Below are 24,771 nucleotides of genomic sequence, written 5' to 3' on the forward strand. Positions count from 1 at the left end.
GCATTGCGCCTGTCCGGGCTACCGATCCGCAGACGGTTGTGAACCCGTAGCCCGGTCAGCGCAGCGCCACCGGGGAACAGCCGCGCTATGAAGCCAGCGGTTTGCCATCCCCGCGGGCGAAGCGGTTTTCGACGACCGGCAGACCCAGCTTCTCGCGCAGCGTGCCGGTCGGATAGCGATCCCGCATCGCGCCGCTGCGCTGCAGAATCGGCACTACCTGCTCAACGAAGCGGTCGAAGTCCCCCGGCAGCAGCGGGAACATCAGGTTAAAACCATCGGCGGCGCCGGCGCGCCAGGTTTCCGTCAGCGCGCTGGCGATCTCCTCGGCGCTGCCGATGAGCAGCCAGCTATCGGAGCTTTGCAACAGCAGCTTGCCCAACGCCAGGATCGTCAACTGCGGATCGTAATCACGAATCAGCCTGAGGGCGGTGCGGATCCCATCAAAGGTCTCTTCCTCCGGCAGCGGCGGCAGCGGTTGGTCGACGGGATAAGCGGATAAATCCATGCGCAGATAGGAAGAGAGCAGGTCGATGGCCATCTGGTCGCTCATTAGCTGCTCGTTAAGCCGCTGGCGCTCTTCCTTTTCCGCGTTTGAATTCACCACCACCGGTAAAACGCCGGCGATGATTTTGAAATGCGCCGGATCCCGGCCGTGGCTGCGCAAACGCTGGTTCATCTCTTCGCGGTAGGCCAGCCCCTCAGCGATAGATTTGATAAACACAAAATGCATATCTGACCAGGCGGCGGCGAGGTTTTTACCCGCCTCCGACGAGCCGGCCTGCACCAGGACCGGGTGCCCCTGCGGCGGGCGAGGGACGTTCAGCGGCCCGCGCACGCGGAAGAACTCGCCCGCGAAATCAAGATGATGCACCTTGCTGGAATCGGCAAACAGCCCGCTGGCTTTGTCATAGCGCACCGCGCCGTCTTCCCACGAGTCCCACAGCTGAGTGACCACATCAATAAACTCACCGGCGCGCTGGTAGCGGCTGCCGTGCTGCGGCAGGTGGTCAAGGCCGAAGTTGGCCGCCTCCTCCTCCAGCCATGAAGTGACGATATTCCAGCTGGCCCGCCCGTTGCTGAGAAAATCGAGGGAGGCAAAATAGCGGGCGAGATTATAGGGCTCGTTATAAGAGGTGGACGCCGTGCCCATCAGGCCGATATGTTCCGTCACCGCCGCCAGCGCCGAGAGGAGAGTGATGGGCTCCAGCCGGGCGTTAGCGTAGTGGGTTAAGCCGCTGGGCACCGTGTCCCAGATAGCGATATGGTCGGCGATAAAAATGGCGTCGAGCGTCGCGGCCTCCGCTTTACGGGCCAGATCGGCATAGTACTTGAGGCTGAAAATTTCCTTCTCCGGCGCCTGCGGGTGACGCCAGGAAAAGCGGTAGTCACCCTGGGGATTGAAGAAGAAAAGGTTCAGGATCATAGGATTATTTGGCATTTTCTCGGCTCAGTTGGAGGTGATGCCTTCCCTGGCATGGCGGCAATCAGTTGCCGTTGAGGTGCGTTTTGACCCACTGTTCGGCCACCGCCGCCGGATCTTTATGCTGCAGATCGACCTGCTGGTTAAGTTCGATCAGCGCGGCGTTGTTCAGCTTGCCGGAGACCTCATTGAGCACTTCGCTGATTTTCGGCGTCAGGCTGGCTTTGCGCACCAGCGGCACCACGTTCTGGCTCGGCTGCTCATGCTTATCATCCTCCAGGACCACCCAATCCTCTTTCGCGAGGTTGCCCTGAGTAGAGACGACCGTGGCGACGTCGATTTTGCCGGAGTTCAGCGCCAGACGGGTCAGCGGCCCGCCCATATCCAGAGATTTCACCGCCTTAAATTCAAGCCCGTAGACGCGCTTAAGGCCCGGCAGGCCCAGGGCGCGCACCGGGAATTCCGGCGGGCCGCCGATAGTCAGCTGATGGGCCACGGGCTGCAGGTCGGAAAGCTTGCTGAGGTGATATTTTTTTGCCGTTTCCGCGCGCACGGCCCAGGCGGTAATGGACGAGGCCGGGGAGGGGGTGAGCAGCGTAAAGTCCGCCGGCAGCGCTTTAGCTAACTCAGCGCTAACGTCGCTCTGGCTGGTAGCCAGCGTTTTGCCGTCATAATAGTTCAGCAGGGCACCGAGATATTCCGGAACAATATCAATTTCGCCGCTCTGCAGCGCCGGAATAATAATCTCGCGATTACCGAGATTAAGACGGGTTTTCACCGCAATATCGTTTTTCTTTAGCGCGCTGGCGTAAATATTGGCAAGGATTGAACTTTCGGTGAAATTCGCTCCGCCAATGGTGACGTCCTGCGCCAGGGCGTTAAAACTTAAGCTTAATAATCCCGCGGTGAATACCGAAAGACGCAAGCGGCGACGATACGCGGAAATGCTAAATAGCTGCTTCATAATACCTCTTTACCTGCAGGTGGTTTTTTGTTGTTGGGAAATTAATTTATTTGCGTGACCGGCGCCGGAACGATGCGCCGGGAGAGTAATGAAAAAAGCAGCTCGCAGCCGATGGCCAGCAGCGATACCACTAGCGAACCGGCAATGACCTGGGGAATATCGCGCTGGCCAAGTCCGTCGATCAGAAAGCGCCCGAGGCCGCCAAGGCCGGCGTAGGCGGCGACGACGGCGGTCGCGATCAGCTGTACCAGCGCGGTCCGCAGGCCGGCGAGTATCAGCGGCGCGGCGAGCGGTATCCGCAGCTGCCACAGGCTCTGGAGTGGCGTCATGCCCAGCGCTTTTGCCGCATCGCACAGCTGACGGTCGGCATGATAAATGCCAACCCAGGCGTTGGTGAGGATCGGCGGAATCGACATCGCCACCAGCGCGGTAAAGACCGGAATATCATTAAAGCCAAACACAATAATGCATAAAAGAATTAAACCTAAAGAGGGAATGGCGCGACCAATATTAAACAGATTAATAATCACAAACGCGCCCTTGCGCCAGTAGCCGAGAATAATCCCCAGCGGCAGCGCAATCGCCGAGGCAACGACGATGCTGATCAGTACATAATAAAGATGCTCGCGCAGGCGAAGTAATATTCCCGCATCGCCTGTCCAGTGCTGCGGTTGTAATAACCAGTGAAATGTTGCTTGCAGGATATCCATTAGCGGGCCCACGGCGTTAGCCAATAGCCGACGCGGGCAATCAGCGAATCCAACAGCAGAGACAGCACAACGCTGAGCACCAGGCTGACCGCGATAGGCGTGACAAAGTTCTGGTTAAACCCGGCTAACAGAAGCTGCCCGAGACCGCCCTGGCCAATTAAGGCGGTGACCGTCACCAGCCCGACCAGCGTCACCGAAGCGATGCGTAACCCGGCGAACAGCGAGGGCAGCAGCAGATGCAGCTCTATATCGACAAAACGAAACCAGCGGGTATAGCCCAGCGCGCGCGCCGACTCCAGCACCGTCGCCGGGAGTTTCTCTATTCCGGCGATAACGTTGCGCAGCAGGATCAGCAGCGAGTAGAGCGTCAGGCCGATGATTGAGGTCATCAGCGACAGTCCGGTAAACGGCAGTAATAGAATAAACAGCGCCAGAGACGGGATGGTGAACAGTATCCCGCACAGGTAGATCAGCGGCTGGGCGGCCGCGGGCCAGCGCAGCGTCAGGCTAATCAATACGCCGGTGAAGAGGGTGCCGAAAAACAGCGAAACGATCACCAGCTGTATATGCTGCCAGAGCAGTTCACCGATCATGATTTTGTTGTCGAGGATCCACGGCCAGTCAATCATAGCGGCGAAGATCCACGCGGCCTTCCAGCACGTTCTGCAGCAGAGCGTGGGAGATGCTGCCCTGATATTCACCGTCGGTATCGACATGAACCACTACGCCGCCGGGCGCATCCAGCAGTGCGCTGTAGGCAAAGCGCAGCGTGTTGATGGCCGCCAGCGGCGCGTCGACCGGCAGCGTCCGGCGCTTAACCGGATCGAACCAGTTCAGCGGACGCCGTTTTTTGTCCAGCACCAGGCGCAGCGGACTGGCGACCGGCGGATGCGGGCTGGCGATGGGGGAGAGGCTCTCATCAATAAGCGGCACGTCATGACGCGGGAGCTGTCCGACCTGAATTCTCCCCAGCCGCTGCAGATTCGGTTCGGGGCCGATAAAACGGCGCACAAAGTCGCTGGCCGGATGCGACAAAATATGGTCAGGCGTGGCGAACTGCGCCAGCTCGCCGCCCTCCTGGAAGATAGCGATTCTATCGCCAAGGCGAATAGCTTCATTGATATCATGGGTCACCAGGACGATCGTTTTGCGCAGGCGCTGTTGCAGCAACAGCAGCTCGTCCTGCAGGCGCTCGCGAACCACCGGGTCGATGGCGGCGAAAGGTTCGTCCATCAGGAGAATAGGCGGATCGGCGGCCAGCGCTCTGGCGATCGCTACGCGCCCCTGCTGGCCGCCGGAAAGCTGGTGCGGATAGCGGGGCAGGACGTTGCGGTCGAGAGACATCAAATCCACTAATTCGTCGATGCGCGCCTGGATATGCTTTTTGCTCCAGCCGAGAAGGCGCGGAACCGTGGCTATATTTTGCGCGACCGTACGATGCGGAAAGAGGGCGGCGCTTTGCATGACAAAGCCAATTTGGCGGCGCACCTGAATAATATCGGCAGCGGCAAGCTTAACGCCCTGAACGTATACGTCACCGGCGTCAGGAATATCCAGCTGATTAATCATCCGCAGAATGGTTGTTTTTCCGCACCCGCTGGGGCCAACGAAAGTGCACAGTTCGCCGCTATTAATCACCAGATTAAGGCCGCGAATAGCCGCATGCGCGCTGCCGGGGTAGGTCTTGCGAATATTATCGAGTTTAATCATAAAGCCGTTGCGCCCTGAATGTTCTTTCATGAAAAGCATGAATAGAGCACAAGCTACAGAGGCGGTGATTAACGAGCAAATATGATATTTGCATTTGCAATGCCGCGATTCGAATTAAAGCGTCGACGTCAATCAGCGTGCGGGAGAGATTCGGTAAAAGGGCTGGCGAGCGGGCGAGTTAAAACCCGCTGGGGCTTATCGCATCGATCCGCTCTCCGCTAACCGGATGCACGAAATGCAGTTCGCTGGCGTGCAGCATCAGACGCGGCGCCTGTTCTGTTCCCGGAAGCAACAGACCGCCGTACAGATCGCAGCCCAGAATAGGGTGGCCAAGCCACTGGCAGTGGATACGCAGCTGATGGGTGCGGCCGGTTTCCGGCGTCAGCTGGACCCGCGTCACCGGCACGCTACCTTGATAGCGCAGGCGCTCAACCACCCGATAGCCGGAGCGGGCAGGCTTGCCGCGGCGCGGGCAAATCGTCATCAGCGGAAACAGCGCCGGATCTTTGGCTATCGGAGCGTCAACGGTTCCTTCATCATCCGCCAGATGCCCGCACAGCAGCGCGCTGTAGACTTTGCTCACCGCACGCTGGCTGAACTGCTGGCAGAGCGCGGCGTTGATGGCCTTGTTGCGCGCAATCACCATCAGTCCGGAGGTGCCGAAATCAAGACGATGCGCCAGAGTGCAGCCGGGAAACCGCTGTACCAGCCGATAATGCACCGAGTCGAGATTACGCGGATTTTTCCCCGACAGACTCAGCAGGCCCGAGGGTTTATCGATCAGCAGCAGATGGTCATCCTCGTAGAGGATGTCGATTTCAGCGTGGCACGGCGGGGCGATAAAGGTATCGATAATCGTAGACATCAGGCTGCACGGAGAGGGAGTGGATGCGGATGATAGCGAATTTCCCGCCGCCATGCGAGTTATGCGGTCACGGTATTCATAGACTTAATATGCTGCCAGAAGCGCTCGGCTGACTGGTTGAGCCGCGCGCCGGAGCGGTAAATATAGGCGCCGATCGGCAGCGACAGGCTCTCATCCATAATCGTCAGGCGGCCCTCCTCAAGCTCGCGCTTGATAGAGTACTGCGGCAGCCAGCCCACGCCGTCGCCGTTGAGGATCATGCGTTTTAATAGCTCGCTCATCGAGGAGACAAAGGTCAGCGAGAAGGTGATCTCCGGCTTGCGGTCGATCACCTGATTCACCTGGCGCCCCATATAGCTGTCGTTGGCGTATTTCATCAGCGGCAGCACCCCGCGGTGTAAATGAAAAAGCGGCCTGCCGTGTTTATCGCAGGGAGAAACGAGGTGCAGCGCCGAGTCAAAAATTTTGTGATTGATAAACGGATAGTTCATCAGCTCTTCATTATAAAATGACAGGATAAAATCACTTTTGCCTTCTTTCAGGTTGAACACCGCATCGTTGACGTTAATCGATTCAACATGAAAAGTTTTATTCTTTCGGTCGGTATAACCGGCGATGATTTCCGGAAGTAATAAAACGGAAAGCGACGGCGCCGCGTCGATTCTTATTTTCTGGGTGGTGTTGTTCAGCCCTTTAATTCGGCTAATCTGGAAGTCCATGTCGTCGAGCATATTTCGCGCATAGCCGACAAAAATCTTCCCGCGGTTGGTCAGCTGCAGCGGGTTTGCCGAACGGTCGAAGATGCTGAAGCCCAGCGACGCCTCGAGCGCCTGGATGCGGCGGCTGAAGGAGGACTGGGAAATATTGCGGCTTTTTGCCGCCAGGGTAAAGCTTCTGGATTCCTCAAGGGCAATCACATCGTAAAGCCATTTTACTTCAAGATTCGCCAGCACCGATCCGTTCCTCTGCCCTGCAATAATAGCTATGCAATTTTAGCATGACGTATAGAAACTATGCAATTAACATAATTATCTACAGGTGTTAACATTTTTTGCAGAGTTAGCTTATGACTTATTCGTGCAAACGATATTTCTAAAGTTCAGGCGACACCCTACACGAGCACGATTTTACATCGCCGGCTCTGGTCTGTTCATCCTGTTTATTTAATTTCACGATGGTTTTTTTATTAAAATAAATCCATCTGCTTAGCTGACAGGTTGAAATACCCTAATAGCATCTTATCCAGCCAATAGTTTGTCAGGAGTGCCATGTCACGTATTGAATCAGTAAAAGACGCTCTTCTTTCGCTCGGTATTCAGGAGAGCAGCGAGCTGTTTTATAACCCCGATTACGACTTGCTGATTGCGCATGAAACCAGCCCGGAATTAACCGGCGCGGCGCGCGGCGTCATGACCGAGTCCGGGGCCGTTGCCGTGGATACCGGGATCTTTACCGGGCGCTCGCCGCGCGACAAATATATTGTCAGGGACGATCTGACGCGTGACACCGTCTGGTGGGCCGATTCCGGCCTTGGCCGCAACGACAATAAGCCGCTATCCACCGAGATATGGGCAGATCTGAAGGCGCTGGTCGCCGGACAGCTGAGCGGCAAGAAATTATATGTCGTTGATGCGTGGTGCGGCGCCAGCCCGGCAACGCGCCTGGGCGTCCGCTTCGTCACCGAAGTGGCCTGGCAGGCGCACTTTGTCAAAAACATGTTTATTGCGCCGAGCGCAGAGGAGCTGGCTGAATTTACGCCGGACTTCGTCGTCCTCAACGGCGCGGGCTGCACCAACGATAAATGGCAGCAGCAGGGGCTCAACTCCGAGAACTTTGTCGCGTTTAACCTGAGCGAAAAAATTCAGCTGATCGGCGGCACCTGGTACGGCGGCGAGATGAAAAAAGGCCTCTTCTCGGTGATGAACTACCTGCTCCCGCAGCAGGGCATCGCCTCGATGCACTGCTCGGCGAACCGCGGTGAAGCGGGGGACGTGGCCCTGTTCTTCGGTCTTTCCGGCACCGGTAAGACCACGCTTTCCACCGATCCGCTGCGTCAGCTGATCGGTGATGACGAGCACGGCTGGGATGATGACGGCGTGTTCAACTTCGAAGGCGGATGCTATGCCAAGACGATTAATCTTGACCCGCAGGCCGAGCCGGAAATCTATTGCGCGATTCGTCGTAACGCGCTGCTGGAAAACGTGGTGGTCAGAGCCGATGGCAGCGTGGATTACGCCGATGGCAGCAAGACCGAAAATACCCGCGTCTCTTATCCACTATCGCATATTGAAAACATCGTGAAACCGGTGTCGCGCGCGGGCCATCCGTCGAAGGTGATTTTCCTTGCCGCCGATGCCTTTGGCGTCCTGCCGCCGGTATCCCGTCTGACGACCGAGCAGATGCAGTATCACTTCCTGTCTGGCTTTACCTCGAAGCTGGCCGGTACCGAACGCGGCATTACTCAGCCCACGCCAACGTTCTCCGCCTGCTACGGCGCGGCGTTCCTGCTACTGCACCCGACGCAGTACGCCAGCGTTCTGGCGGCCAAAATGGCGGAGGCCGGCGCCGAGGCCTGGCTGGTTAACACCGGCTGGAACGGCGAAGGCAAGCGCCTTTCGCTCCGCGACACGCGCAATATCATCAGCGCGATTTTAAACGGGACCACCGGCGAGCTGCGCGAAGAAACGGTACCGGTATTCGGTCTCGCTATCCCGCAAAGCGTGCCTGGCGTGGACAGCGCGCTGCTTGACCCGCGTAGCGGCTGGCCTTCTGCCGACAAATGGCAGGAGAAGGCCGAGAGTCTGGCGCAACTGTTTATGGATAACTTTAAGCAATATACCGATACCGATGCCGGCGCCCGGCTGGCGTTAGCCGGCCCAACGCTGACAAAATCAGCCGTCACGGCCTAAGGCATTTTTTCAGAGACCAACCCGGGCAGCCGCCCGGGTTTTTTACGTTAGCCATCGCCGGGTGAATGGCGCAGGAACTTGACTCTGCCTGGTTAGCGATTATAAATAAAGGGATGCAGGGCTAAGTATTGGGGCTAAATAATTTCATGACATCATTGTTATGAGAATTATCCTGGCAACCCTGCGGCGATGACTTCCCCGATACGCTGATATTAATAAATAAAGGAATGACTATGAAACTCTGGAGTAAAACGCTGATCGCTTCTGCCGTTTGTTTAATTCTCGCCGGCTGTGATGATTCATCAAAAGTTGATGCAAATCTGGATAAAGCAAAAGATAACGCGCAGCAAATTAAAGAGGCGGCGTCCGATAAAGCCGAAGCAATTAAGGATGAAGCGGATAAACACATTGATGCGATAAAAAAACAGGCGGCGGACGAGGCGAACAATCTCAGCAGCCAGGCCTCCAGCATCAAGGCGGAAGCGGATAAAAAAGCGGAAGCTATTGCTCAGCAAGCCCAGGCCCAGGCTGATGCCGTTAAGCAGGATGCCCGGCAGAAAAGCGACCAAATCGTGCAGGAAGCGGGAAAAATTAAAGACAGCGCGATTGTTGATGCCAATAACCTGGCCAACGATGCGGCGAATAAAACCAAAGAGATTAAAGAGAGTATCGCTCCCGCTAAAACTGCAGAAGAGGCGGCCGACTCCAGCCAGCCGTCATCGCACTAATTATTTATCGTCTTCCAGCCTTATCGCCACACTATCTTCAGCTCGTTGGTTCGCTGAAGATAGTGTGGATTCAGCCTGTTACCCGTGGTTCACCCAGACTAATTTTTCTACCGGGAAGCCGAGATCCCGCGCGATGCGCAGATACTCCTGCTTAATGGATTCCGGGATGGTCGGCGTGCGCGACAGGATCCACAGATAGCCGCGATCGGGACCGCTGACCAGCGCATACTGATACTGGCTATCCAGGGCGATCACGTTGTAGCCGCCGTAAAACGGGCCAAAGAAGGAGACTTTCAGCGCGGCGGTGGTTGGCACCGCGGTAAAATACGCTTTACCTTCGCTCTCGCTCCATTTCTGTTTCCGCGGATCGTAACCGCGGTTAACCACGCTGATGCCGCCATCGCTGCGCTGACCATACGTTGCGGTAACCCGCTCCAGGCCGCGTTCAAAACGATTTTCGAGCCGGGCAACCTCATACCATTTCCCCAGATAACGGCTTGCGTCAAAGTTATTTATCGGCTGGACCCCCTTGGGCGGAGTGGGGGATTTACAGGCGACAAGCGTCAGGGCGATAGCCACACCCGTCAGAACTGGCCATATCTTCATGTGAATTCCTTTTGTGAACGCGGAGGAAAATAAGTATAGCGCAAGCGCGCGGGCCTTTATTCACGCCCCAGGGATGCACCTTATATTCAGATAATTCTATCACTTCGAATGGGCTGTTGCCCTGCTCGCTATTTTCCTCGTCCTGCTTCCGTTAAGGTGATTATCACAAAAAGTTGAATATATTTTAGCGGCCCAGGTGCTAACGTTTGAACGTTATTATTCACAACGGGAAAACATCGTGAAAAAATTATCCAGTTTGATTTTGTTATCTGCTATGTCTGTCGCTCCAGCCGCATTTAGCGCCCCCGTCGGGACGCTCAGCGTGCATATTCTCAATCAGCAGACGGGTCTGCCTTCATCGGGCGTGACGGTCACCCTTGAAAAACAGCAGGCGAATAAATGGACAGCGCTGGCCACCAGCGTCACCGACAACGATGGTCGTATTAAATCGCTCTATCCAGCTGAAGGGGATATGCAGCCGGGGATTTATAAAGTGACCTTCAAAACCGGCGATGACTTCAGCAAACAGAAACTGGCCTCGTTTTTCCCGGAGATCCCGGTTCTCTTCACCGTCACGCGCACCAATGAAAAGCTGCATATTCCACTGCTGCTCAGCCAGTATGGTTACTCCACCTATAAAGGCAGCTAATCGCTACGTCCATTCTGAATAAGCAAAAAGCCTGCGCGCAAGCAGGCTTTTATCGGGCGACTATCGGGAGATAGCCGTGCTGAGTGATTCTGCTGGAGGATCCTTAAAAATCCTCTTCTCTGGATTATTATCTGGAAGCGTGCTATCAACCGCATCCCCTGTCGGGGATTATGGCGCAGAAGATCTTGCACATTAAAAACCAGAAACAGGTCTGGGCTCGTTGACCGGACCTGCTTGCGTGGCGGCTGGATATTAAAACTGCCAGGTCATGCCAACGCCAAAAGTGTCGTCGGTCGAAATACTGAAAGGCGTATTTTTATCCAGCTGATTTATTTTGTAATCGACATAGGTAAAGAAATTCTTGTTCAGGAACCAGGACAGGTTAATATCGAGATATTTCATTAAATAGATATCACCGCTATTCTCGATATCTTTTCCTCGCGACTGGAACCAACCAATGCCGGGAATAATGCCGTTATCAAAAACATAGCGGGTATAAACTTCGAAGTTTTCACTTTTATTCGCATAGCCATAATTTTTGATAGGTGTAATATTATATCCTTGAGAATATTTTACCGCCGCATAAAGACTGCCAGAATCGTATTTAAAACCGGTAGCCCACATTTCCGCGTGCTTACCACCACCGTAGGCCAAAGCCTCCTGTTCCGCCGTGCGTCGTGAGTTGCCGTAAGCGGCCAGCAGAGAGCCGCCCCAGTCGAAATCGTAGCTAACCGATGCGCCTGCGCCATCACCGTTAGAACCATAGACTGAACGGCTGCTATTGTTACTCCCGGATCCGTTCTTTCCCTGATATTGCAGAGCGAATTTAAGGTTATCGTTCAGGCCGAAGAAGTTGGTGTTACGCCAGGTTAACAGCCCGTTGGCTCTGCCCGTAAGAAAGCCATCGGTATAGCTATCGGTCATGATGTCAAAGATTGGCGCATAGTCGGTTATGCTGGCGACGTCATAGAGCACGCCGGAATTTCTTCCATAGTCGATGGAACCCAGGTCAGCGTATTTTAACCCGGCATAAGCATAGCGGGTTTTGGTACCGTCTGAACCGTCAGATTCCGCGCGATTTCCCTGAATATTATATTCCCATTGACCAAAGCCGGTGAGCTCGTCATTAATTTTAGTCATGCCCTTAATACCTAATCTGAAATAGGTATTATCGCCATCAATGGTTGTATCATCGCTAAAATAGTGGCGAGCACGAATGCTACCATATAGATCTAATTTATTGCCATCCTTATTATATATTTCTGCCGCAGGGGCTGCTGCGGACGTAAGAATAACCACCGCAAGCAGTGTGTTTTTATACATTTTCATTTTTAGCGCCTCATCATTTTAGAATAAAGGCGGTATGGAACCGCCTTTGCATTAGTTATCTGTTTAGTGAGCGTGGCCTTGCGTCTTGAGGAATTAGCGAGCGGTACTCTTCGTGGTCTCTTTGCTCAAGGTGTTCTTCCTTCGCTTGTGAAATGATCGCTGGGGTGGTGAGAACGCGAATTGCCGAGGCGGCCATCACACGACCAGCCAGCAGCAGCCCCTTGTGGGCGTAGGAGGTTTTTCCCTGGGTAACCATCTGCCATGAGTGCGGTGGTGTGCCCCAGGCGCAGGTGGTGATATAGACCTGGCCGACAGGCAGCAGCCAGCTCACGTCACCAACGTCCGTTGAGCCATTGAGGAAATCAGGTTCCTGGCGAAACGGCGTGATGTCTTCGGATAGCGTGCGGCCCCTTTTGGCGACTTTGCGCTTTTCTTCCTCAGAAAAGGTCTCTTGTATCGCCTGGGCGAAGGCTTTTTCTTCAGGGCTAAAGGTGACCGGGCCAGTTTTGAGCAACTCTTCGTTCATTACGCTGGCGAGGGTGACGTTAGGGATAAGATCGGCCGAGGCCGCATCAAATTCAATGGTGACTTCCGTTCCGGTCATCAGCGCCGCGCCGCGAGCGACATCGTCAACGCGCTGAGTGATTTCTCGAACTTCCTGCATTTTGGGTGAGCGTACTTTGTACAGAACATGGGCCTCAGACTGCACCACGTTTGGCGCGTTGCCACCCGCGTTGGTGATGGCGTAGTGGAGCCGCGCTTCAGGAATAATATGTTCACGCAGGAAATTGGCCCCAACGTTCATCAGCTCAACGCCGTCAAGCGCGCTGCGCCCCATGTGCGGACTGAATGCTGCGTGGGTGCTTTTGCCTTTAAACAGATATTTCACCTGGTTAGTCGCAAGCATTCTGGCGTTGTAGGCCAGATTCTCGTCCCATGGGTGCCAGGTGAACGCGACGTCAACACCGTCAAACAGCCCGGCACGCGCCATATAGGCCTTGCCGCCGCCGCCTTCTTCAGCCGGGCAGCCAAAGTATTTCACCGTTCCCGCCAGGCCGAGTTCTTGCATACAGGCTTTGGTCGCTAGCGCAGCTGCCAGCGCACCTGCGCCAAGAAGGTTATGCCCGCAGCCGTGGCCGTTTCCCGCAGCGACGACGGGAGAAAAAATATCGCAATTGGCCTGCTGGCTTAATGAGGGCAGGGCGTCATATTCGCCGAGAAAAGCAATGACCGGTTCGCCGCTGCCGTAGGTGGCGACAAACGCCGTATCGATGCCGCCAGCCTTTCGTGTGACCTGAAAGCCATTGTCTTCAAGCGCTTGCGCCATCAGTTCAGCAGACTGCGCTTCTTCATAGCGCACTTCGGCAAATTCCCAGATCTTGTCGCTAACGGCGGTAATACGTTCACGTTGTTGTTCAATCGTACGTTCAATAATCGATAAGTAGTTCATCGTTTCTCTCTTTTATTGGGATACATTAGATGTCGCTTCGGCCTGAGCCGCGCCAGTAGAATGAGTAATGGACAGTGCGATCAGGCAGGTGATGACCGCGCAGGCAATGATCGACAGGAAAGCGGTGGCGTAGTTTTGTTGGGTCAGCTTCAGTAAGTATCCGATCATAAGCGGCGATAAGAAGGAACCTATCTGCGCAATTGAGTTAATAAACCCCGTTGCGGTACCTACTGAGGCCTTTGGAAATTGTTTGATGATGGTAACGAACACGCTGATGCTGATGGCGTTAAGGAATATGTTAGATAGCGAAAGCCAGGCAAAGGCAATCGGCACGGAAGAGGCGTTAAACATCAGCCAGATGAACAGCGCTGAGACAGAAGAGCCAATCGCAATCAGGTATTTTTCGCGACCCTGAAAATACCTGTCGAGCAGCCACCCACAAAACAAAAATGAGGCAAAGCCCAGGGCCGGCGGCAGCATTGACCATGCGCCCATGGATACCATGCTCATCCCTTTGACTTTCACCCAATAGGATGGCAGCCAGGACTGCAAACCCCAGAATACAATATTGGTAAAGAAGTAGCAGGCGGCGATTTGCCATGTTAATGGGCGGCGAATAATATTCAACAAACGCTGCTTTTCGGGGATGCTACCGTGCGCTGCGGATGGCTGTGGCATCGTAACGCCAGCGGTGTCCGGGGCGCTGGAGCGCAGGACGCACCACAGGCAGAAAGCCAGAATCAGGCCAGCGATACCCAAAACAAAGAACATGATTCGCCAGTTGTACCAGGTAATCAGCGTAGATACGACCACCGAGCCAACGGCGAACCCGACCGATGCGCCAGATTGCAGAAATGATTTAGCGCGCGCCATTTTGCTTCTTTCAAACCTTTGGGCGATGACAACGGAGCTTCCTGCAGGGAAAACCGCTTCCCCCATTCCGACAAAAAAACGCGTAACTGCCAGCGTGAAAACGCTGCTTGCCATTCCGCCCATAGCGGTGGCAACGGACCACAGGGCAACCGCACCGGTTAAGATGGTTTTACTGCCCATCCGGTCAACAAGGTAGCCGCCAATAAGCTGGGTGAGCGAATAGGCAAGGAAAAAACCGCTGATGACCATACCGGTTTGTTCACTTCCCAGTCCAAAATCAGCAGAAATTGGAATGATCGCAATATTAATAGCGGCTTTATCGATAAACCCTACGACCCAACACAGAAACAATATCAGGATTATCAAATTGTTTTTATTCTTGAATGTAGCACTGAGCATAAAGTTCCCTCATAAGACATGAGATGATGTGATTTTGTCCTTGCTACCCTTACAGAAGTGATGATAAATATCTATGTGTAACCATACACTCAAGAGATGATTTTTATGTACAATCCTACATTTGATAATAATTCTGACTCATTACGTAAATCCTTGAGTGTTGTGTCTATACGGTATTTTCCACAGTCGAATGTGCATATTGAACATTCCGATTTACGTTACGACTCGCTAATGGCGGGAGACACGTCCGGTTTTGAAGATAAAAATGAATCGTACATATTAATTCGTGAAAGGGATGGTGATTGCATGGTGATTAATATTATTTGCCTGCATATTGAATCATTGCGTATTGCCATCCGGACGGAACGCGCGCTACTAAGTGAAGAAAATGTCAGAGTATTTCTCAGTGAAGTGAAAATACTACTTTTAACTGAAGTAATTAATTATCAAAATACGATGTTCACGAAGATTAGCGACAATACCTGGCATCTCGCCTCCGGGCTTTCGCATGAGGTTGTTACGCAGCATGTTATTGACGGCGCGCTGAAGACTATTGCATATAGCGATGCGGCAATCTTTCGTATTTATGATGATAAAAGCGACCGGCTGGTTCCGGTTGCAATGACAGGATTTAAAAATAATTATTATGATTATATTGTAGGTCTGCATGAATCGATATCCGGTAAAGTGTTTAAATCAATGCAGACGGCGGTCTTGAACTCACGGGAAGAAATTAACCACAGCTTTACGGCAAGCTCTTCCTTGCGTGATGAAATACTTAAAGATAACCCGCTGGCAACTTCGCTTATTTGCGTGCCGGTATACGATCAGTCGGCATGCTATGGCACATTGACTATGCTTTCATTTAGCCGACAGTTTGTATTTAACTCTTTAGCAAAATCGCTACTCGAAACCTATTCATCGCAGGTGGCGCTGGCCTGGCGCAATGCCCGTCTCTATGATGAACGCACGGAAAGTCTGCGGGTCGTTGAAGACCTACGCAATCAGCTGCAGGCGCAAAACACGTTGCTGAACGCGAGCGTGGATTTTTATAATTTGATGGTCTCATTGTCTATTAAATACAATAGACTAGGTGATTTTATCGCGGCGATCGCTTCACATCTCTCTTTGGATCTTAACTATCTGGATGTACTGGGAAACCAGAGTTTAAGTGAATCGCTTAGTGCATTGACGTGGAGTCACTTGCGCGCCTCTGCCGGCGAAAAAAATGTGTCGACAATCATTGTGGGCGATAGAGACTATTGCCTGCTTCCTCTTGAAAATGAGGGGCGCTTGCTCGCCTTTTTTATCATGAGAAACCCGGACTTAAATGAACATGTATCATCGATTATCTCCAGACTAAAAGAGTTTGTGATAATGGAGATCGTCAAGCAGGCGGGTTCTGTTGCGCTGGAGAATAAAAAGAATCTGGATCTTATCGCTGAGATTATGGTGATTGGATTGACGGCAGAAAGTGAAATATCATTTGCCCGCAGGGGCATCGTTCTGCATAAATCAGTACTGTGCATTAAGCTAACAGCACCACAAGTGACCAGCGATGAAATACACTATTTGTCGACAATCAACGTTCTCACCAGAGACTTCGCATTGAAAAACGTTTTTCATTATTTTGACGCTGACGTGATAACGTTAATCATATTTGATATGAATGAGCAAAAGCTTTTCACTCTTGAGGAAAAAGTAATCGCGCGCTATCAGCAGGACAAGCTTTATAAAGTGGGGGTGAGTTCAGTTCTGCGACGCCAGGAGGTTATCACCAGCATTAAACAAGCTAATACTGCGCTTGATGTTCTTAAAACCAGAAATAAAAGTGGCGTAATGAGTTTTCGTCATTCAGGTATTGATCGCTTGTTTATAAAACATACCCCTGAGGAACTAAAAGACTTTATCCTGGATCTGTTTTCACCTGTGCTGGAAGAGAATAACAAACCTGGTATATTGTTGGTGACGATTATCTGTTTTTTAAAAAACAGGCAGTCCGCAGTGAATACTGCAGAGGAGATGGGCATTCACGTCAATACGCTGTATCAACGGATTAAGAAGTTCGAAACGCTAACCGGTTTAAGCCTCAATAATGCAGACGAATTTATTATGATTGCCCTGACGTGCCATATGAGTCGGTTTTATCTTAGTTAAATGGTAGCCGGTAACTGATTGTAATGCATCCTATCGTTGAGCGAGCACGCAATGAAAAGCAATCGGCTGACCGGCGTTAAGCTATTTTTTCTGTGAGACGTTGATACCCGCATTCGGCGCAAGCCGCGTCATATCATACACTCCGAGCGCAGTGATAATCGCGATGACGACAAATCCTAGGCGAAACCCCATTCCAGGAACAGTGGCGTAACCAAGATCCTCACTGAGGATGCTGCCCATGCGAATACTTAGCGCTCCCATTGTCACTCCCAGTCCGCTGGCGAGCTGAAGTGAAGTACTGAACAGCGTATTGGCTGAGCTCATCTCCTGTGACGGAACTTCAGCGAAGGCCAGTGAACTGATACCGGTGAACTGCATGGAACGGCTTAATCCGCCGAGGAACAACAGCACCAGCGTTATCAGATGCGGCGAGTCAGGCGTTAGCAGTGCGCAGAGTAACAGCGTCAATACGCAGGCGACACCGTTACCGATAAGCAGCTTACGGAAGCCAAAATAGCGAATTAGCGGCGTTGTAGCGGGTTTCATCGCCAGGTTGCCTGCAAAAACGGCCAGTACCATCGAGCCGGCTTCAAACGCGTTCATTCCGAAACCAACCTGAAACATCAGAGGCAGCATAAAGGGGGCTGAGCTAATCGTCGCACGAAGGATAAATCCTCCGCGCATGCTGATGCGAAATGAGGGGACTGAGAGCGATGACAGGCCAATCAGCGGCGTTTTACTGGTCAAAAGATGATGAATACTCCAGACCAGGGTAGCGAAGCCAACAGTAATGGTTACTGCCGCCCCGATCAGGCTAACGTTTTGTTGGCTGAGCATTTCCAGCCCTGCAACCAGGCACAGCATCGTTACGCCAGTGGCGACAAATCCTGTAAAATCAAACGGTCTGCGTTCGTTAGCCGATTGGTTTGGCATCATCTGCAATGATAGTACAATGGCGATCAGCCCCAGGGGGACGTTGAGAAAGAAGATCCAGTGCCAGCTGGCGTAGGTGGTAATAAATCCACCAAGCGGCGGCCCAATGATGGGGGCAACCAGCGCGGGCCAGGTTAGCGTGGCAATGGCCTTAATAAGCCGATCTTTCGGGGTGGTGCGCAGAACGACCAGACGTCCTACAGGAACCATCATCGCGCCGCCAATCCCCTGAAGGATACGCATCAGAACGAACTCAGTCACATTATGGGTCAGACCGCATAGCAGGGATGAAAGCGTAAAAATGCACAGTGCCAGAGTAAAGACGTTTCGTGCGCCAAAACGCTCCGCAACCCAGCCGTTGGCCGGGATCAGCACAGCCAGAGTTAATAGATAGGCGCTGATACCAATATTAAGGTCTATCGCTGTGACGCCAAACGCCTTTGCCATATCCGGCAGAGCAGTAGCAATCACCGTTCCATCAAGAAACTCCATAAAAAATGCGCTGGCAACCAGCAGCGCTAGCCCCGAAATCCTCCCTGAGCCAGAGCGTTCCTGCCGGGGCGTTTCGTCCCGCGATGAATCTGTTAAAGCCATATACCGTCCTCAGCAATTCGCTACGACGTGGTAAAGGTGTGACAAGATGGGAAGTTGTTATACCAAATAAGTAAATTTGCTGAGAACTCATTTTTAATCCCTGTTATATAAATCTTGATATTGGGCAATGAATGTACGCGTTTTATAGATACCAATCCGTTACCATCACCAAGGTAAATTATATGAATATTGATATCGGTTCAGCGCGGAAGATGATTTTGGGTGGGATGGCCCTGATAAGCGTATTTGGTTTGGTCAACGTCAGTAAAAAAGCCTGCTCGCGAGCAGGCTTTTTACAGGGATTACATGGATATACTAAGCGTTTTGACCGATGATGAATCATTGGGGTTGGCTACGACACTCAATTTCTGTTCGTATCAAATATATCCTCCACCCTCAATTTTGTTGCAGGATCCGCAGGAAATCCTGCTTGCTGGAGATTAATGATAGCGCCTTGGCGATAATTTCATCACTAAAAATAGAAGCAACTTCTCTCAGTACATCAATATGCTCACTTTCTTTGGCAATCACGCCAATGGCAATGAACATGACATTACTTCTGTCCCAGATAACGCCATCGGGGAACTGATAAATTTCAACCCCGGTTTTAGCAATGATATTGGTTGCTGATTTAGGCAGGTGCGGCAGCGTAATGCCATTGCCTAAAAAGGTGGAGACCTGACGCTCTCTTTCAGCAAGAAACGCCACGCAATCTTCGCTGACGTACCCTCTGGACTTAAAGTCCGCGCCAATCATGGCCAGGACTTCTGCTTTATTTTTCGCCCGGCACGACAGATGGAGATTATCCTGCGTAATAGTATCGATCATAATCCGTTTTCCTTGGTGGCCGTATTGAATCCCGCTGTAGATTTATTTGCTGAAAGCTCCTCTTCCAGCTGCTCCAGCGATTTATTGGACGTTTCAGGCAGCGCCGCGATGACAAAAACAATCGCCAGGTAGTTAATCGCGGCAAAAATCAGGAATACCGGACCTAACCCGAGCTTGGCCTGCAATAATGGGAACAGATAGCTGACGATGGCGTTCATCACCCACATGAAAAATACCGATATGCCCATCGACAGTCCGCGGAACTTGAGCGGGAACAGCTCAGCCAGCACCACCCAGGTGATAAAGCCCATCGTTCCCTGCATAACGCCAACGAACATCGCGCCGAGCAGCCAGATGGCCGTGGCTTTGACGTCGCCGACCAGCGTGTAGTCTACGCCGGCAATGATAAGGTGCAGGGTAGCCATGATCGCGAACCCATAAATAATGATGGTTTTACGTTTAAAACGATCGACGAGGTACAGCACGCCAAATAGCATGCCACCGACGGAGAACACGCCATTGAGTACGTTGCAGATGAGGGAGGTTCTTTCTGAGAATCCGGCGCTGCTGAGGATCTCAGTACCGTAGTACATAATGACGTTGACCCCGGTGGTCTGCTGCAGCGCCGCCCAAATGACGCCCACCAGCAGGAGTTTGAAAATCCATGGCGTCTGGAGAATGGTGACAAAGGCGTTCTGCGAATGAAGCTTTTTGTCCGCTTCGGCCTTAATTAAGGTGGTGATATCGTTGAATTCTTTGGTTGCGCGTTCCAGAGGGCGGATTTGCTTTAATATTTCCAGCGCTTCTTCATGACGGTTTTTACTGATCAGCCAGCGCGGGCTTTCCGGCGATCGCAGCATACCGATAAACAGGCAGATGGCGGGAATGGTCTGCACCATCAGCATATAGCGCCAGACGTCGGGGAGATGGCCCCAGAGGATGCCAATAATGGCGTTGATGGCAAATGCGGCGAGCTGCCCGATAACAATGGCGACTTCGTTTAAGCCGGTCAGTTTACCGCGCATTTCGGTTGGCGCCACTTCGGAAATAAAGGTGGGGGCAGTCACCGAAGCGCCACCCACGGCATAGCCGAGGATGAAACGTGAAATAAGCAGTACGGTGATATCCGGCGCCAGAGCGGACATTAATGCGCCGATGAAAAAGATAAAGGATAAAAAGAGCAGGTACTTTCTTCTGCCAAAGAAGTCCGCGAATTTTCCCCCGAATACGCTGCCTAACGCGGCGCCGATCAGCAATACGCTCATGACCAGACCTTCTGTAGTCGGGGTCAGGGCCATATATTGTTTCAGAGAGGAAAATGCGCCATTAATAACGCCGGTGTCATAACCGAATAGCAGGCCGCCAAATGTCGCAACCAGGGTTATCTGGTGTAATCGTTTTCTCTGCTGTAGGTTCAGATTCATAATAAGAGACATTTTTATACCTTTTGTTTTGATTAACGGCACGAGATAAAAACGTGTCATCCCATCCTCGTCACGGCATGCCTTTGCGCCTGGCGAAGCACGGCCGGGATGAAATGTTTTTTTGTTCTTAGTGCAACTATTTAGCGCGATTGCTATGCGCTAAATAAAACCGATCAAAGAGGTTTCTTTTTGATTAATGATGAATCATCGGTAGATGCGGGGCTGGGGCCTCCGGGGTGGTTGACGTTCAGAAAGTCCCCGGCAGCGTGAGGGTGGAAAAGGGGCGGGCCAATATAAACGGTTCGGATAAGTCCTGATCTCACTTCCTTCATTGCATCCTCCGGGGGGTTAGGATTTCTGCTGCGCCATCAAGGCGGGCAGAGTGCGTTTAGTGAGAGGTGATTATTACCGCTATAAGTGAAATAAAAATACAAACAGATCACATTTTGAAAGTTTTATTTCGGTTTGGTTTTGTGGGTTATGTGTAACAGCCTTGTGTATAGAATGGCTGTTTTTATAATTAATTGATATATATGGCAATTTTTAGGATTGTTTACGGGGGCTGGCCCGGTGGCAGGAAAATGAATTGTTAAAATTATGATATATATCACATTTGTTAACATGCTCGTTTATGAAATTTAAATTTCATTATTGTGTTTGTTTTATTTTTTATTCGAAATTTGAGGGGCGTCAAAAAGCTTCATCACCTCGATACGCGTTTTGCCGCAAGGTGACGGTTGCGCTCAATGCCCGGCGGCGGCAGGAGCTGCGGATGCACCGCTGGCGTCACCCTGGAAACACAATTGAGAACCGCAAATTATCATAGTGATACGCATGCTCTCGTTTTGATAATCAGCGGCGACCTCATGCGCTTTTTATTCTTTAACCGGCCGCTATTTTTAGATACGCCTCACATAACTCAGCCTGAAATAACCCTTTATTTATAGGTGGCATAGCCATTGCTTTAATCCGTTATCTTTCTTTGTGAGTGGAGACTGAAAAATATGGATACATTGCTAGTTGGCAGTGAGGTGCCCCGCGTAGACGGGCTCGCCAAGGTGACGGGTAAAGCGGTCTACGGCGATGACATTATTATGAACAATATGCTGTATGGCGTCTGTCGCTACGTGGATATTCCTGCCGGGCGCATCGATGCGCTCGACCTGTCGGAGGCGGAAAAAGTGCCCGGCGTCGTGCGTATTGCCACCTGGAACGATATCCCCGGTCAGCGCAAGCTGGGAGCGATTGTTCCCGATCATCCGCCAATTATCGACAAGGAGATCGCCTACCGCGGCGACGTGGTTGCCGTAGTGGCGGCGGAAACCTACGAGGCAGCCTGCATCGCCGTCGATAAAATCAAAATCACCTACACCCCGTGGGAGCCGATTACCTCCCCGGAAGAGGCGATGAAGCCCGGGGCGCGCCTTATTCACAGCGAACTCGATAGCAATATCATCAACCGCCACCACACGGCGAAGGGCGATATCGATACCGGTTTTGCCGCCTCCAGCCATATTTTTGAACGTGAGTATGAGGTGGGGTTCCAGGAGCACGGCTATATTGAGCCGGAATCGATTACCGCCTACCTGGACAATAATGAACAGATCATGACCATCGAAGGGTCGATTCAGAACGCTCACCGCACCCGGGCGGTGATTGCCAAATATCTCGACCTGCCCCAGGCGAAGGTCAACATTAAGCGCTCCGTCCTCGGCGGCTCCTTCGGCGGTAAAGATGACATTATCGATAACGTCTCCTGCCGCGCGGCGCTGCTGGTGCACCTGACCGGGCGGCCGGTTAAGATCTCCTATAACCGCGAACAGTCGATGCGCGAGAGCTACAAGCGGCATCCTTATAAGATGAAATACCGCATTGGCGTGGACGACGACGCGCGCATTCAGGCGATTAAAATCGAGATTATCGCCGATGGCGGCAGCTACTGCGGCCAGACGGTGTTTGTCACCTGGCGCAGTTCCGTGCAGGCGGCGGGCCCCTACAACATTCCTAACGTGCGCGTCGATCTGGTGGGCGTTTACACCAACAACAACTATACCTCGGCCTATCGCGGCTACGGCGCGCCGCAGGTCATTTTCGCCAACGAATCGCTGATGGATGACGTGGCGGGCGAACTGGGCCTGTCGCCCGTTGAGTTCCGCCTGCGCAATATTCTCAAGCAGGGCGATACCAGCATGGCCGGGCAGGTCTTCAGCGAGCACACCGTCTCCGCGCGGGAGGTGCTGGAGAAGACGCTGCTCAAGGCCGAATACGAGGCCAAACGCGAGCACTACAAAAAGCTTAACGCGGAAGACGGCCCGATCCGCTACGGGATTGGCTTCGCGCTGAGCCATCGCGGCTGCTCTCTGGGGGCCGAGGGGCTGGATGCGTCCTCGGCGCTGATTCAGGTGAATGCCGACGCCAGCGTGAACATCTCCACCTCGGTATCCGAGAACGGGCAAGGGCTGCAGACCACCATGTCGCTGCTGGCGGCGGAAGCCTTTGGTATTGGGCTCGACCGGGTGATGTTTAGCGAACCGGCCACCGCGATGATCGCCGACGGCGGCTCAACGGTCGCTTCGCGCGGTACCCTGATGGGCGGGCAGGCGATTCTGAGCGCGGCGAACAAAATTAAACAACGCATGGCGGACGCCGTCAGGGAAACGCTGAAAGCGCAGAGCATCGACGATATCGCCTGGCAAAATGGCAAAGTGTTCAACCGCCACAGCCCGGAGCTGAGCCTCAGCTTCCAGCAGGTGTGCGATATGACCCGGGCTACCGGGGCAAACCTCTCCGCCTACGGCTGGCACGTGGCGCCGAATATTCACTGGGATGAAGAGAAGGGCTGCGGCAGCCCCTATTTCACCTGGGTGTACGGCTGCCAGCTGGCCGACGTGGCGGTGGATATGCGCACCGGCAAAATCACCGTCAATAACGTCGTCGCCACCCACGATGTCGGTAAAGTCATTAACCCGGTTGGTTTTAGCGGCCAGGTCTACGGCGGCGTGCTGCAGGGGATGATCGGCTACGGCATGCTGGAGGATTTCAACACCGAGCACGGCGTGGTGAAATCGGAAAACTTCGATACCTATCTGCTGCCGACCATCAAGGATATGCCGCACATCGATATCATTGCGGTGGAAAACTACGATAAAGCGGGCCCGATGGGGGCGAAAGTTATCGGCGAACCGGTACTTGAACTGGGCGCTGCGGCTCTCAATAACGCGGTGAGCTTCGCCATCGACCGCCCCAACCGGATCCTGCCGCTGACCCTCGAGCAGGTTCGCCTGGGTTATAACCTCAAGAAGCCGGAGCGCCAGAGCGAGCAGATGCTGGAGTCTGGCGATAAGAAACAGGTTCACCGCCTCAACACCCTATCGCTGAGCGTCCCGCAAACCCTGAAAGAGGCCCTGACGCTGATGGCCGAGAAGGGGGCAATGCCTATTGCCGGCGGCACCGATGTGCTGGTGCAGGCCCGGATGCTGTCCGGCGAGGTGCCGCTCGTCAACATTGCCGGACTGGCGGAGCTGAAAGAGATTTTTGACGTTGAGGGCGGGATCTCCATTGGCTCCGGCGTCTGCTTTACCGACCTGGTTAAGCATCCGTTGATTCAGCAGCGCTATCCGCTACTGGTTACGGCCTGTAAAACCGTCGGCTCCCTGCAGCTGCGCAACCGGGCAACGATCGGCGGCAATATCGTCAACGCCGCCCCGTGCGCGGACTCCATGCCGCCGCTCATTATCTACGATGCGGAAGTAGAGCTGCGCAGCGCGCGCGGAACGCGCCGGATGCCGGTCAGCGAATTTGTCATGGGCGGCTATCGCACCCTTCTTGAGCCAGATGAGCTGGTTGTCCGCTTTATCCTGCCGGCGCCGACGCAGCAGCCGCTGATCAATCGCTATCTGCAGCTTGGCCGGCGCAATGCGTTGAACATTACGCGCCAGAGCTTAACCGGGCAGTTTATGGTCGATAAGGGCGTGGTTCGCCTGTGCCGTCTGGTGGATGGCGCGCTGATGGCCAAACCGCAGCGGTTGACTGAGGTTGAGCAGGCGCTCACCGGGAAGGCGTTAGACGCCGCCGCCATTGACTATGCGGCCGGGGTACTGCACGACAAGGTAGAAAAAGCCATCGGCGGACGCTGGTCTGCGCCTTATAAAGTCCCCGTATTTATCGATATGTTCCGGCAGATGCTGCAGGAAGTTATGACAGAGCAGAAAAAATAAGGAGCC

Annotated in this window: 20 protein-coding genes; 6 read left to right on the top strand and 14 right to left on the bottom strand. The window is 53.2% G+C overall.

Annotated elements, in window-relative coordinates:
* Nucleotides 1-85: 85 nt before the first annotated feature.
* The 7 genes from ABLV30_RS20335 to ABLV30_RS20365 form a co-directional block, all read right to left on the bottom strand.
* Complete coding sequence (locus ABLV30_RS20335; protein WP_025108422.1) at nt 86-1,438, bottom strand: LLM class flavin-dependent oxidoreductase; 1,353 nt, start codon at nt 1,436-1,438, stop codon at nt 86-88.
* 46 nt (nt 1,439-1,484) lie between these two features.
* Nucleotides 1,485-2,384, bottom strand: coding sequence for an ABC transporter substrate-binding protein (locus ABLV30_RS20340; RefSeq protein WP_014838787.1), 900 nt, complete (start codon nt 2,382-2,384; stop codon nt 1,485-1,487).
* A gap of 41 nt (nt 2,385-2,425) precedes the next feature.
* Nucleotides 2,426-3,094 carry an ABC transporter permease gene (locus ABLV30_RS20345; RefSeq protein WP_014229784.1) on the bottom strand — a complete coding sequence of 223 codons (669 nt, stop codon included), beginning with the start codon at nt 3,092-3,094 and terminating at the stop codon, nt 2,426-2,428.
* Nucleotides 3,094-3,723, bottom strand: a complete 630-nt coding sequence (locus tag ABLV30_RS20350) for an ABC transporter permease subunit (RefSeq protein ID WP_064358153.1) — start codon at nt 3,721-3,723, stop codon at nt 3,094-3,096. Before ABLV30_RS20350 ends, ABLV30_RS20345 begins: the two co-directional genes overlap by 1 nt.
* A complete protein-coding gene (locus tag ABLV30_RS20355; protein WP_048262569.1) occupies nt 3,716-4,804 on the bottom strand; it encodes an ABC transporter ATP-binding protein in 1,089 nt (362 codons plus the stop codon). Before ABLV30_RS20355 ends, ABLV30_RS20350 begins: the two co-directional genes overlap by 8 nt.
* A gap of 178 nt (nt 4,805-4,982) precedes the next feature.
* Nucleotides 4,983-5,669 (bottom strand): RluA family pseudouridine synthase, encoded by a 687-nt coding sequence (locus ABLV30_RS20360; protein ID WP_014229781.1) that lies wholly within the window; start codon nt 5,667-5,669, stop codon nt 4,983-4,985.
* Between the two features lie 59 nt (nt 5,670-5,728).
* Nucleotides 5,729-6,622, bottom strand: a complete 894-nt coding sequence (locus ABLV30_RS20365; protein ID WP_004851947.1) for a LysR substrate-binding domain-containing protein — start codon at nt 6,620-6,622, stop codon at nt 5,729-5,731.
* A 315-nt stretch (nt 6,623-6,937) separates the two neighbouring features.
* Here ABLV30_RS20365 and pckA point away from each other — a divergent pair, with 315 nt between their 5' ends.
* Together pckA and ABLV30_RS20375 are read left to right on the top strand one after the other, a co-directional pair.
* Nucleotides 6,938-8,578 carry a phosphoenolpyruvate carboxykinase (ATP) gene (gene pckA / locus ABLV30_RS20370; RefSeq protein ID WP_265800138.1) on the top strand — a complete coding sequence of 547 codons (1,641 nt, stop codon included), beginning with the start codon at nt 6,938-6,940 and terminating at the stop codon, nt 8,576-8,578.
* Between the two features lie 233 nt (nt 8,579-8,811).
* Nucleotides 8,812-9,306: a hypothetical protein gene (locus tag ABLV30_RS20375; RefSeq protein WP_014229779.1), complete on the top strand. Its 495-nt coding sequence runs from the start codon at nt 8,812-8,814 to the stop codon at nt 9,304-9,306.
* A gap of 78 nt (nt 9,307-9,384) precedes the next feature.
* On the opposite strand, the gene ABLV30_RS20380 is transcribed toward ABLV30_RS20375, so the two are convergent.
* A complete protein-coding gene (locus ABLV30_RS20380; RefSeq protein ID WP_046877752.1) occupies nt 9,385-9,912 on the bottom strand; it encodes a lipocalin family protein in 528 nt (175 codons plus the stop codon).
* Nucleotides 9,913-10,150: 238 nt separating this feature from the next.
* Here ABLV30_RS20380 and uraH point away from each other — a divergent pair, with 238 nt between their 5' ends.
* Nucleotides 10,151-10,561 carry a hydroxyisourate hydrolase gene (gene uraH, locus ABLV30_RS20385; RefSeq protein WP_064358150.1) on the top strand — a complete coding sequence of 137 codons (411 nt, stop codon included), beginning with the start codon at nt 10,151-10,153 and terminating at the stop codon, nt 10,559-10,561.
* Between the two features lie 252 nt (nt 10,562-10,813).
* Here the strand turns inward: uraH and ABLV30_RS20390 are convergent, their stop codons facing one another.
* From ABLV30_RS20390 to ABLV30_RS20400, 3 genes are read right to left on the bottom strand one after another with little or no spacing between them, the layout of a single operon-like run.
* Nucleotides 10,814-11,890: a porin gene (locus ABLV30_RS20390; RefSeq protein WP_048262544.1), complete on the bottom strand. Its 1,077-nt coding sequence runs from the start codon at nt 11,888-11,890 to the stop codon at nt 10,814-10,816.
* Nucleotides 11,891-11,945: 55 nt separating this feature from the next.
* On the bottom strand, nt 11,946-13,340 hold the full coding sequence (locus ABLV30_RS20395; protein ID WP_064358149.1) for a M20 family metallopeptidase: 1,395 nt from the start codon (nt 13,338-13,340) through the stop codon (nt 11,946-11,948).
* 12 nt (nt 13,341-13,352) lie between these two features.
* Nucleotides 13,353-14,612, bottom strand: a complete 1,260-nt coding sequence (locus tag ABLV30_RS20400) for an MFS transporter (protein WP_048262540.1) — start codon at nt 14,610-14,612, stop codon at nt 13,353-13,355.
* Nucleotides 14,613-14,717: 105 nt separating this feature from the next.
* Between ABLV30_RS20400 and ABLV30_RS20405 the strand changes: the two genes are divergently transcribed.
* Nucleotides 14,718-16,769: a helix-turn-helix domain-containing protein gene (locus ABLV30_RS20405; protein ID WP_186439459.1), complete on the top strand. Its 2,052-nt coding sequence runs from the start codon at nt 14,718-14,720 to the stop codon at nt 16,767-16,769.
* Nucleotides 16,770-16,850: 81 nt separating this feature from the next.
* Here the strand turns inward: ABLV30_RS20405 and ABLV30_RS20410 are convergent, their stop codons facing one another.
* Nucleotides 16,851-18,296, bottom strand: coding sequence for an MFS transporter (locus ABLV30_RS20410; protein ID WP_025108433.1), 1,446 nt, complete (start codon nt 18,294-18,296; stop codon nt 16,851-16,853).
* Between the two features lie 182 nt (nt 18,297-18,478).
* On the opposite strand from ABLV30_RS20410, the gene ABLV30_RS20415 reads away from it, so the two are divergent.
* The gene (locus ABLV30_RS20415) at nt 18,479-18,631 is read left to right on the top strand and encodes a hypothetical protein (protein WP_157835624.1); all 153 of its coding nucleotides are present in this window, start codon (nt 18,479-18,481) and stop codon (nt 18,629-18,631) included.
* 61 nt (nt 18,632-18,692) lie between these two features.
* On the opposite strand, the gene ABLV30_RS20420 is transcribed toward ABLV30_RS20415, so the two are convergent.
* Nucleotides 18,693-19,124, bottom strand: a complete 432-nt coding sequence (locus tag ABLV30_RS20420) for a PTS sugar transporter subunit IIA (protein WP_254539969.1) — start codon at nt 19,122-19,124, stop codon at nt 18,693-18,695.
* Nucleotides 19,121-20,560: a sugar porter family MFS transporter gene (locus ABLV30_RS20425; RefSeq protein ID WP_049069139.1), complete on the bottom strand. Its 1,440-nt coding sequence runs from the start codon at nt 20,558-20,560 to the stop codon at nt 19,121-19,123. Before ABLV30_RS20425 ends, ABLV30_RS20420 begins: the two co-directional genes overlap by 4 nt.
* Nucleotides 20,561-21,552: 992 nt before the next feature.
* On the opposite strand from ABLV30_RS20425, the gene ABLV30_RS20430 reads away from it, so the two are divergent.
* On the top strand, nt 21,553-24,765 hold the full coding sequence (locus tag ABLV30_RS20430) for a molybdopterin cofactor-binding domain-containing protein (RefSeq protein ID WP_187228041.1): 3,213 nt from the start codon (nt 21,553-21,555) through the stop codon (nt 24,763-24,765).
* Nucleotides 24,766-24,771: the final 6 nt, after the last annotated feature.

It is taken from the genome of Klebsiella sp. CN_Kp113 (genome assembly GCF_040064585.1).
Taxonomy (GTDB): domain Bacteria; phylum Pseudomonadota; class Gammaproteobacteria; order Enterobacterales; family Enterobacteriaceae; genus Klebsiella; species Klebsiella michiganensis.

Coding starts and splice junctions, on each gene's coding strand:
- ABLV30_RS20400 (WP_048262540.1), bottom strand. CDS start 14,612: ATGCTCAGTGCTACATTCAAGAATAAAAACAATTTGATAATCCTGATA.
- pckA (WP_265800138.1), top strand. CDS start 6,938: ATGTCACGTATTGAATCAGTAAAAGACGCTCTTCTTTCGCTCGGTATT.
- ABLV30_RS20345 (WP_014229784.1), bottom strand. CDS start 3,094: ATGGATATCCTGCAAGCAACATTTCACTGGTTATTACAACCGCAGCAC.
- ABLV30_RS20380 (WP_046877752.1), bottom strand. CDS start 9,912: ATGAAGATATGGCCAGTTCTGACGGGTGTGGCTATCGCCCTGACGCTT.
- ABLV30_RS20350 (WP_064358153.1), bottom strand. CDS start 3,723: ATGATTGACTGGCCGTGGATCCTCGACAACAAAATCATGATCGGTGAA.
- ABLV30_RS20335 (WP_025108422.1), bottom strand. CDS start 1,438: ATGCCAAATAATCCTATGATCCTGAACCTTTTCTTCTTCAATCCCCAG.
- ABLV30_RS20420 (WP_254539969.1), bottom strand. CDS start 19,124: ATGATCGATACTATTACGCAGGATAATCTCCATCTGTCGTGCCGGGCG.
- ABLV30_RS20355 (WP_048262569.1), bottom strand. CDS start 4,804: ATGATTAAACTCGATAATATTCGCAAGACCTACCCCGGCAGCGCGCAT.
- ABLV30_RS20375 (WP_014229779.1), top strand. CDS start 8,812: ATGAAACTCTGGAGTAAAACGCTGATCGCTTCTGCCGTTTGTTTAATT.
- ABLV30_RS20415 (WP_157835624.1), top strand. CDS start 18,479: ATGAATATTGATATCGGTTCAGCGCGGAAGATGATTTTGGGTGGGATG.
- ABLV30_RS20360 (WP_014229781.1), bottom strand. CDS start 5,669: ATGTCTACGATTATCGATACCTTTATCGCCCCGCCGTGCCACGCTGAA.
- ABLV30_RS20405 (WP_186439459.1), top strand. CDS start 14,718: ATGTACAATCCTACATTTGATAATAATTCTGACTCATTACGTAAATCC.
- ABLV30_RS20410 (WP_025108433.1), bottom strand. CDS start 18,296: ATGGCTTTAACAGATTCATCGCGGGACGAAACGCCCCGGCAGGAACGC.
- ABLV30_RS20390 (WP_048262544.1), bottom strand. CDS start 11,890: ATGAAAATGTATAAAAACACACTGCTTGCGGTGGTTATTCTTACGTCC.
- ABLV30_RS20430 (WP_187228041.1), top strand. CDS start 21,553: ATGGATACATTGCTAGTTGGCAGTGAGGTGCCCCGCGTAGACGGGCTC.
- ABLV30_RS20425 (WP_049069139.1), bottom strand. CDS start 20,560: ATGTCTCTTATTATGAATCTGAACCTACAGCAGAGAAAACGATTACAC.
- ABLV30_RS20340 (WP_014838787.1), bottom strand. CDS start 2,384: ATGAAGCAGCTATTTAGCATTTCCGCGTATCGTCGCCGCTTGCGTCTT.
- ABLV30_RS20395 (WP_064358149.1), bottom strand. CDS start 13,340: ATGAACTACTTATCGATTATTGAACGTACGATTGAACAACAACGTGAA.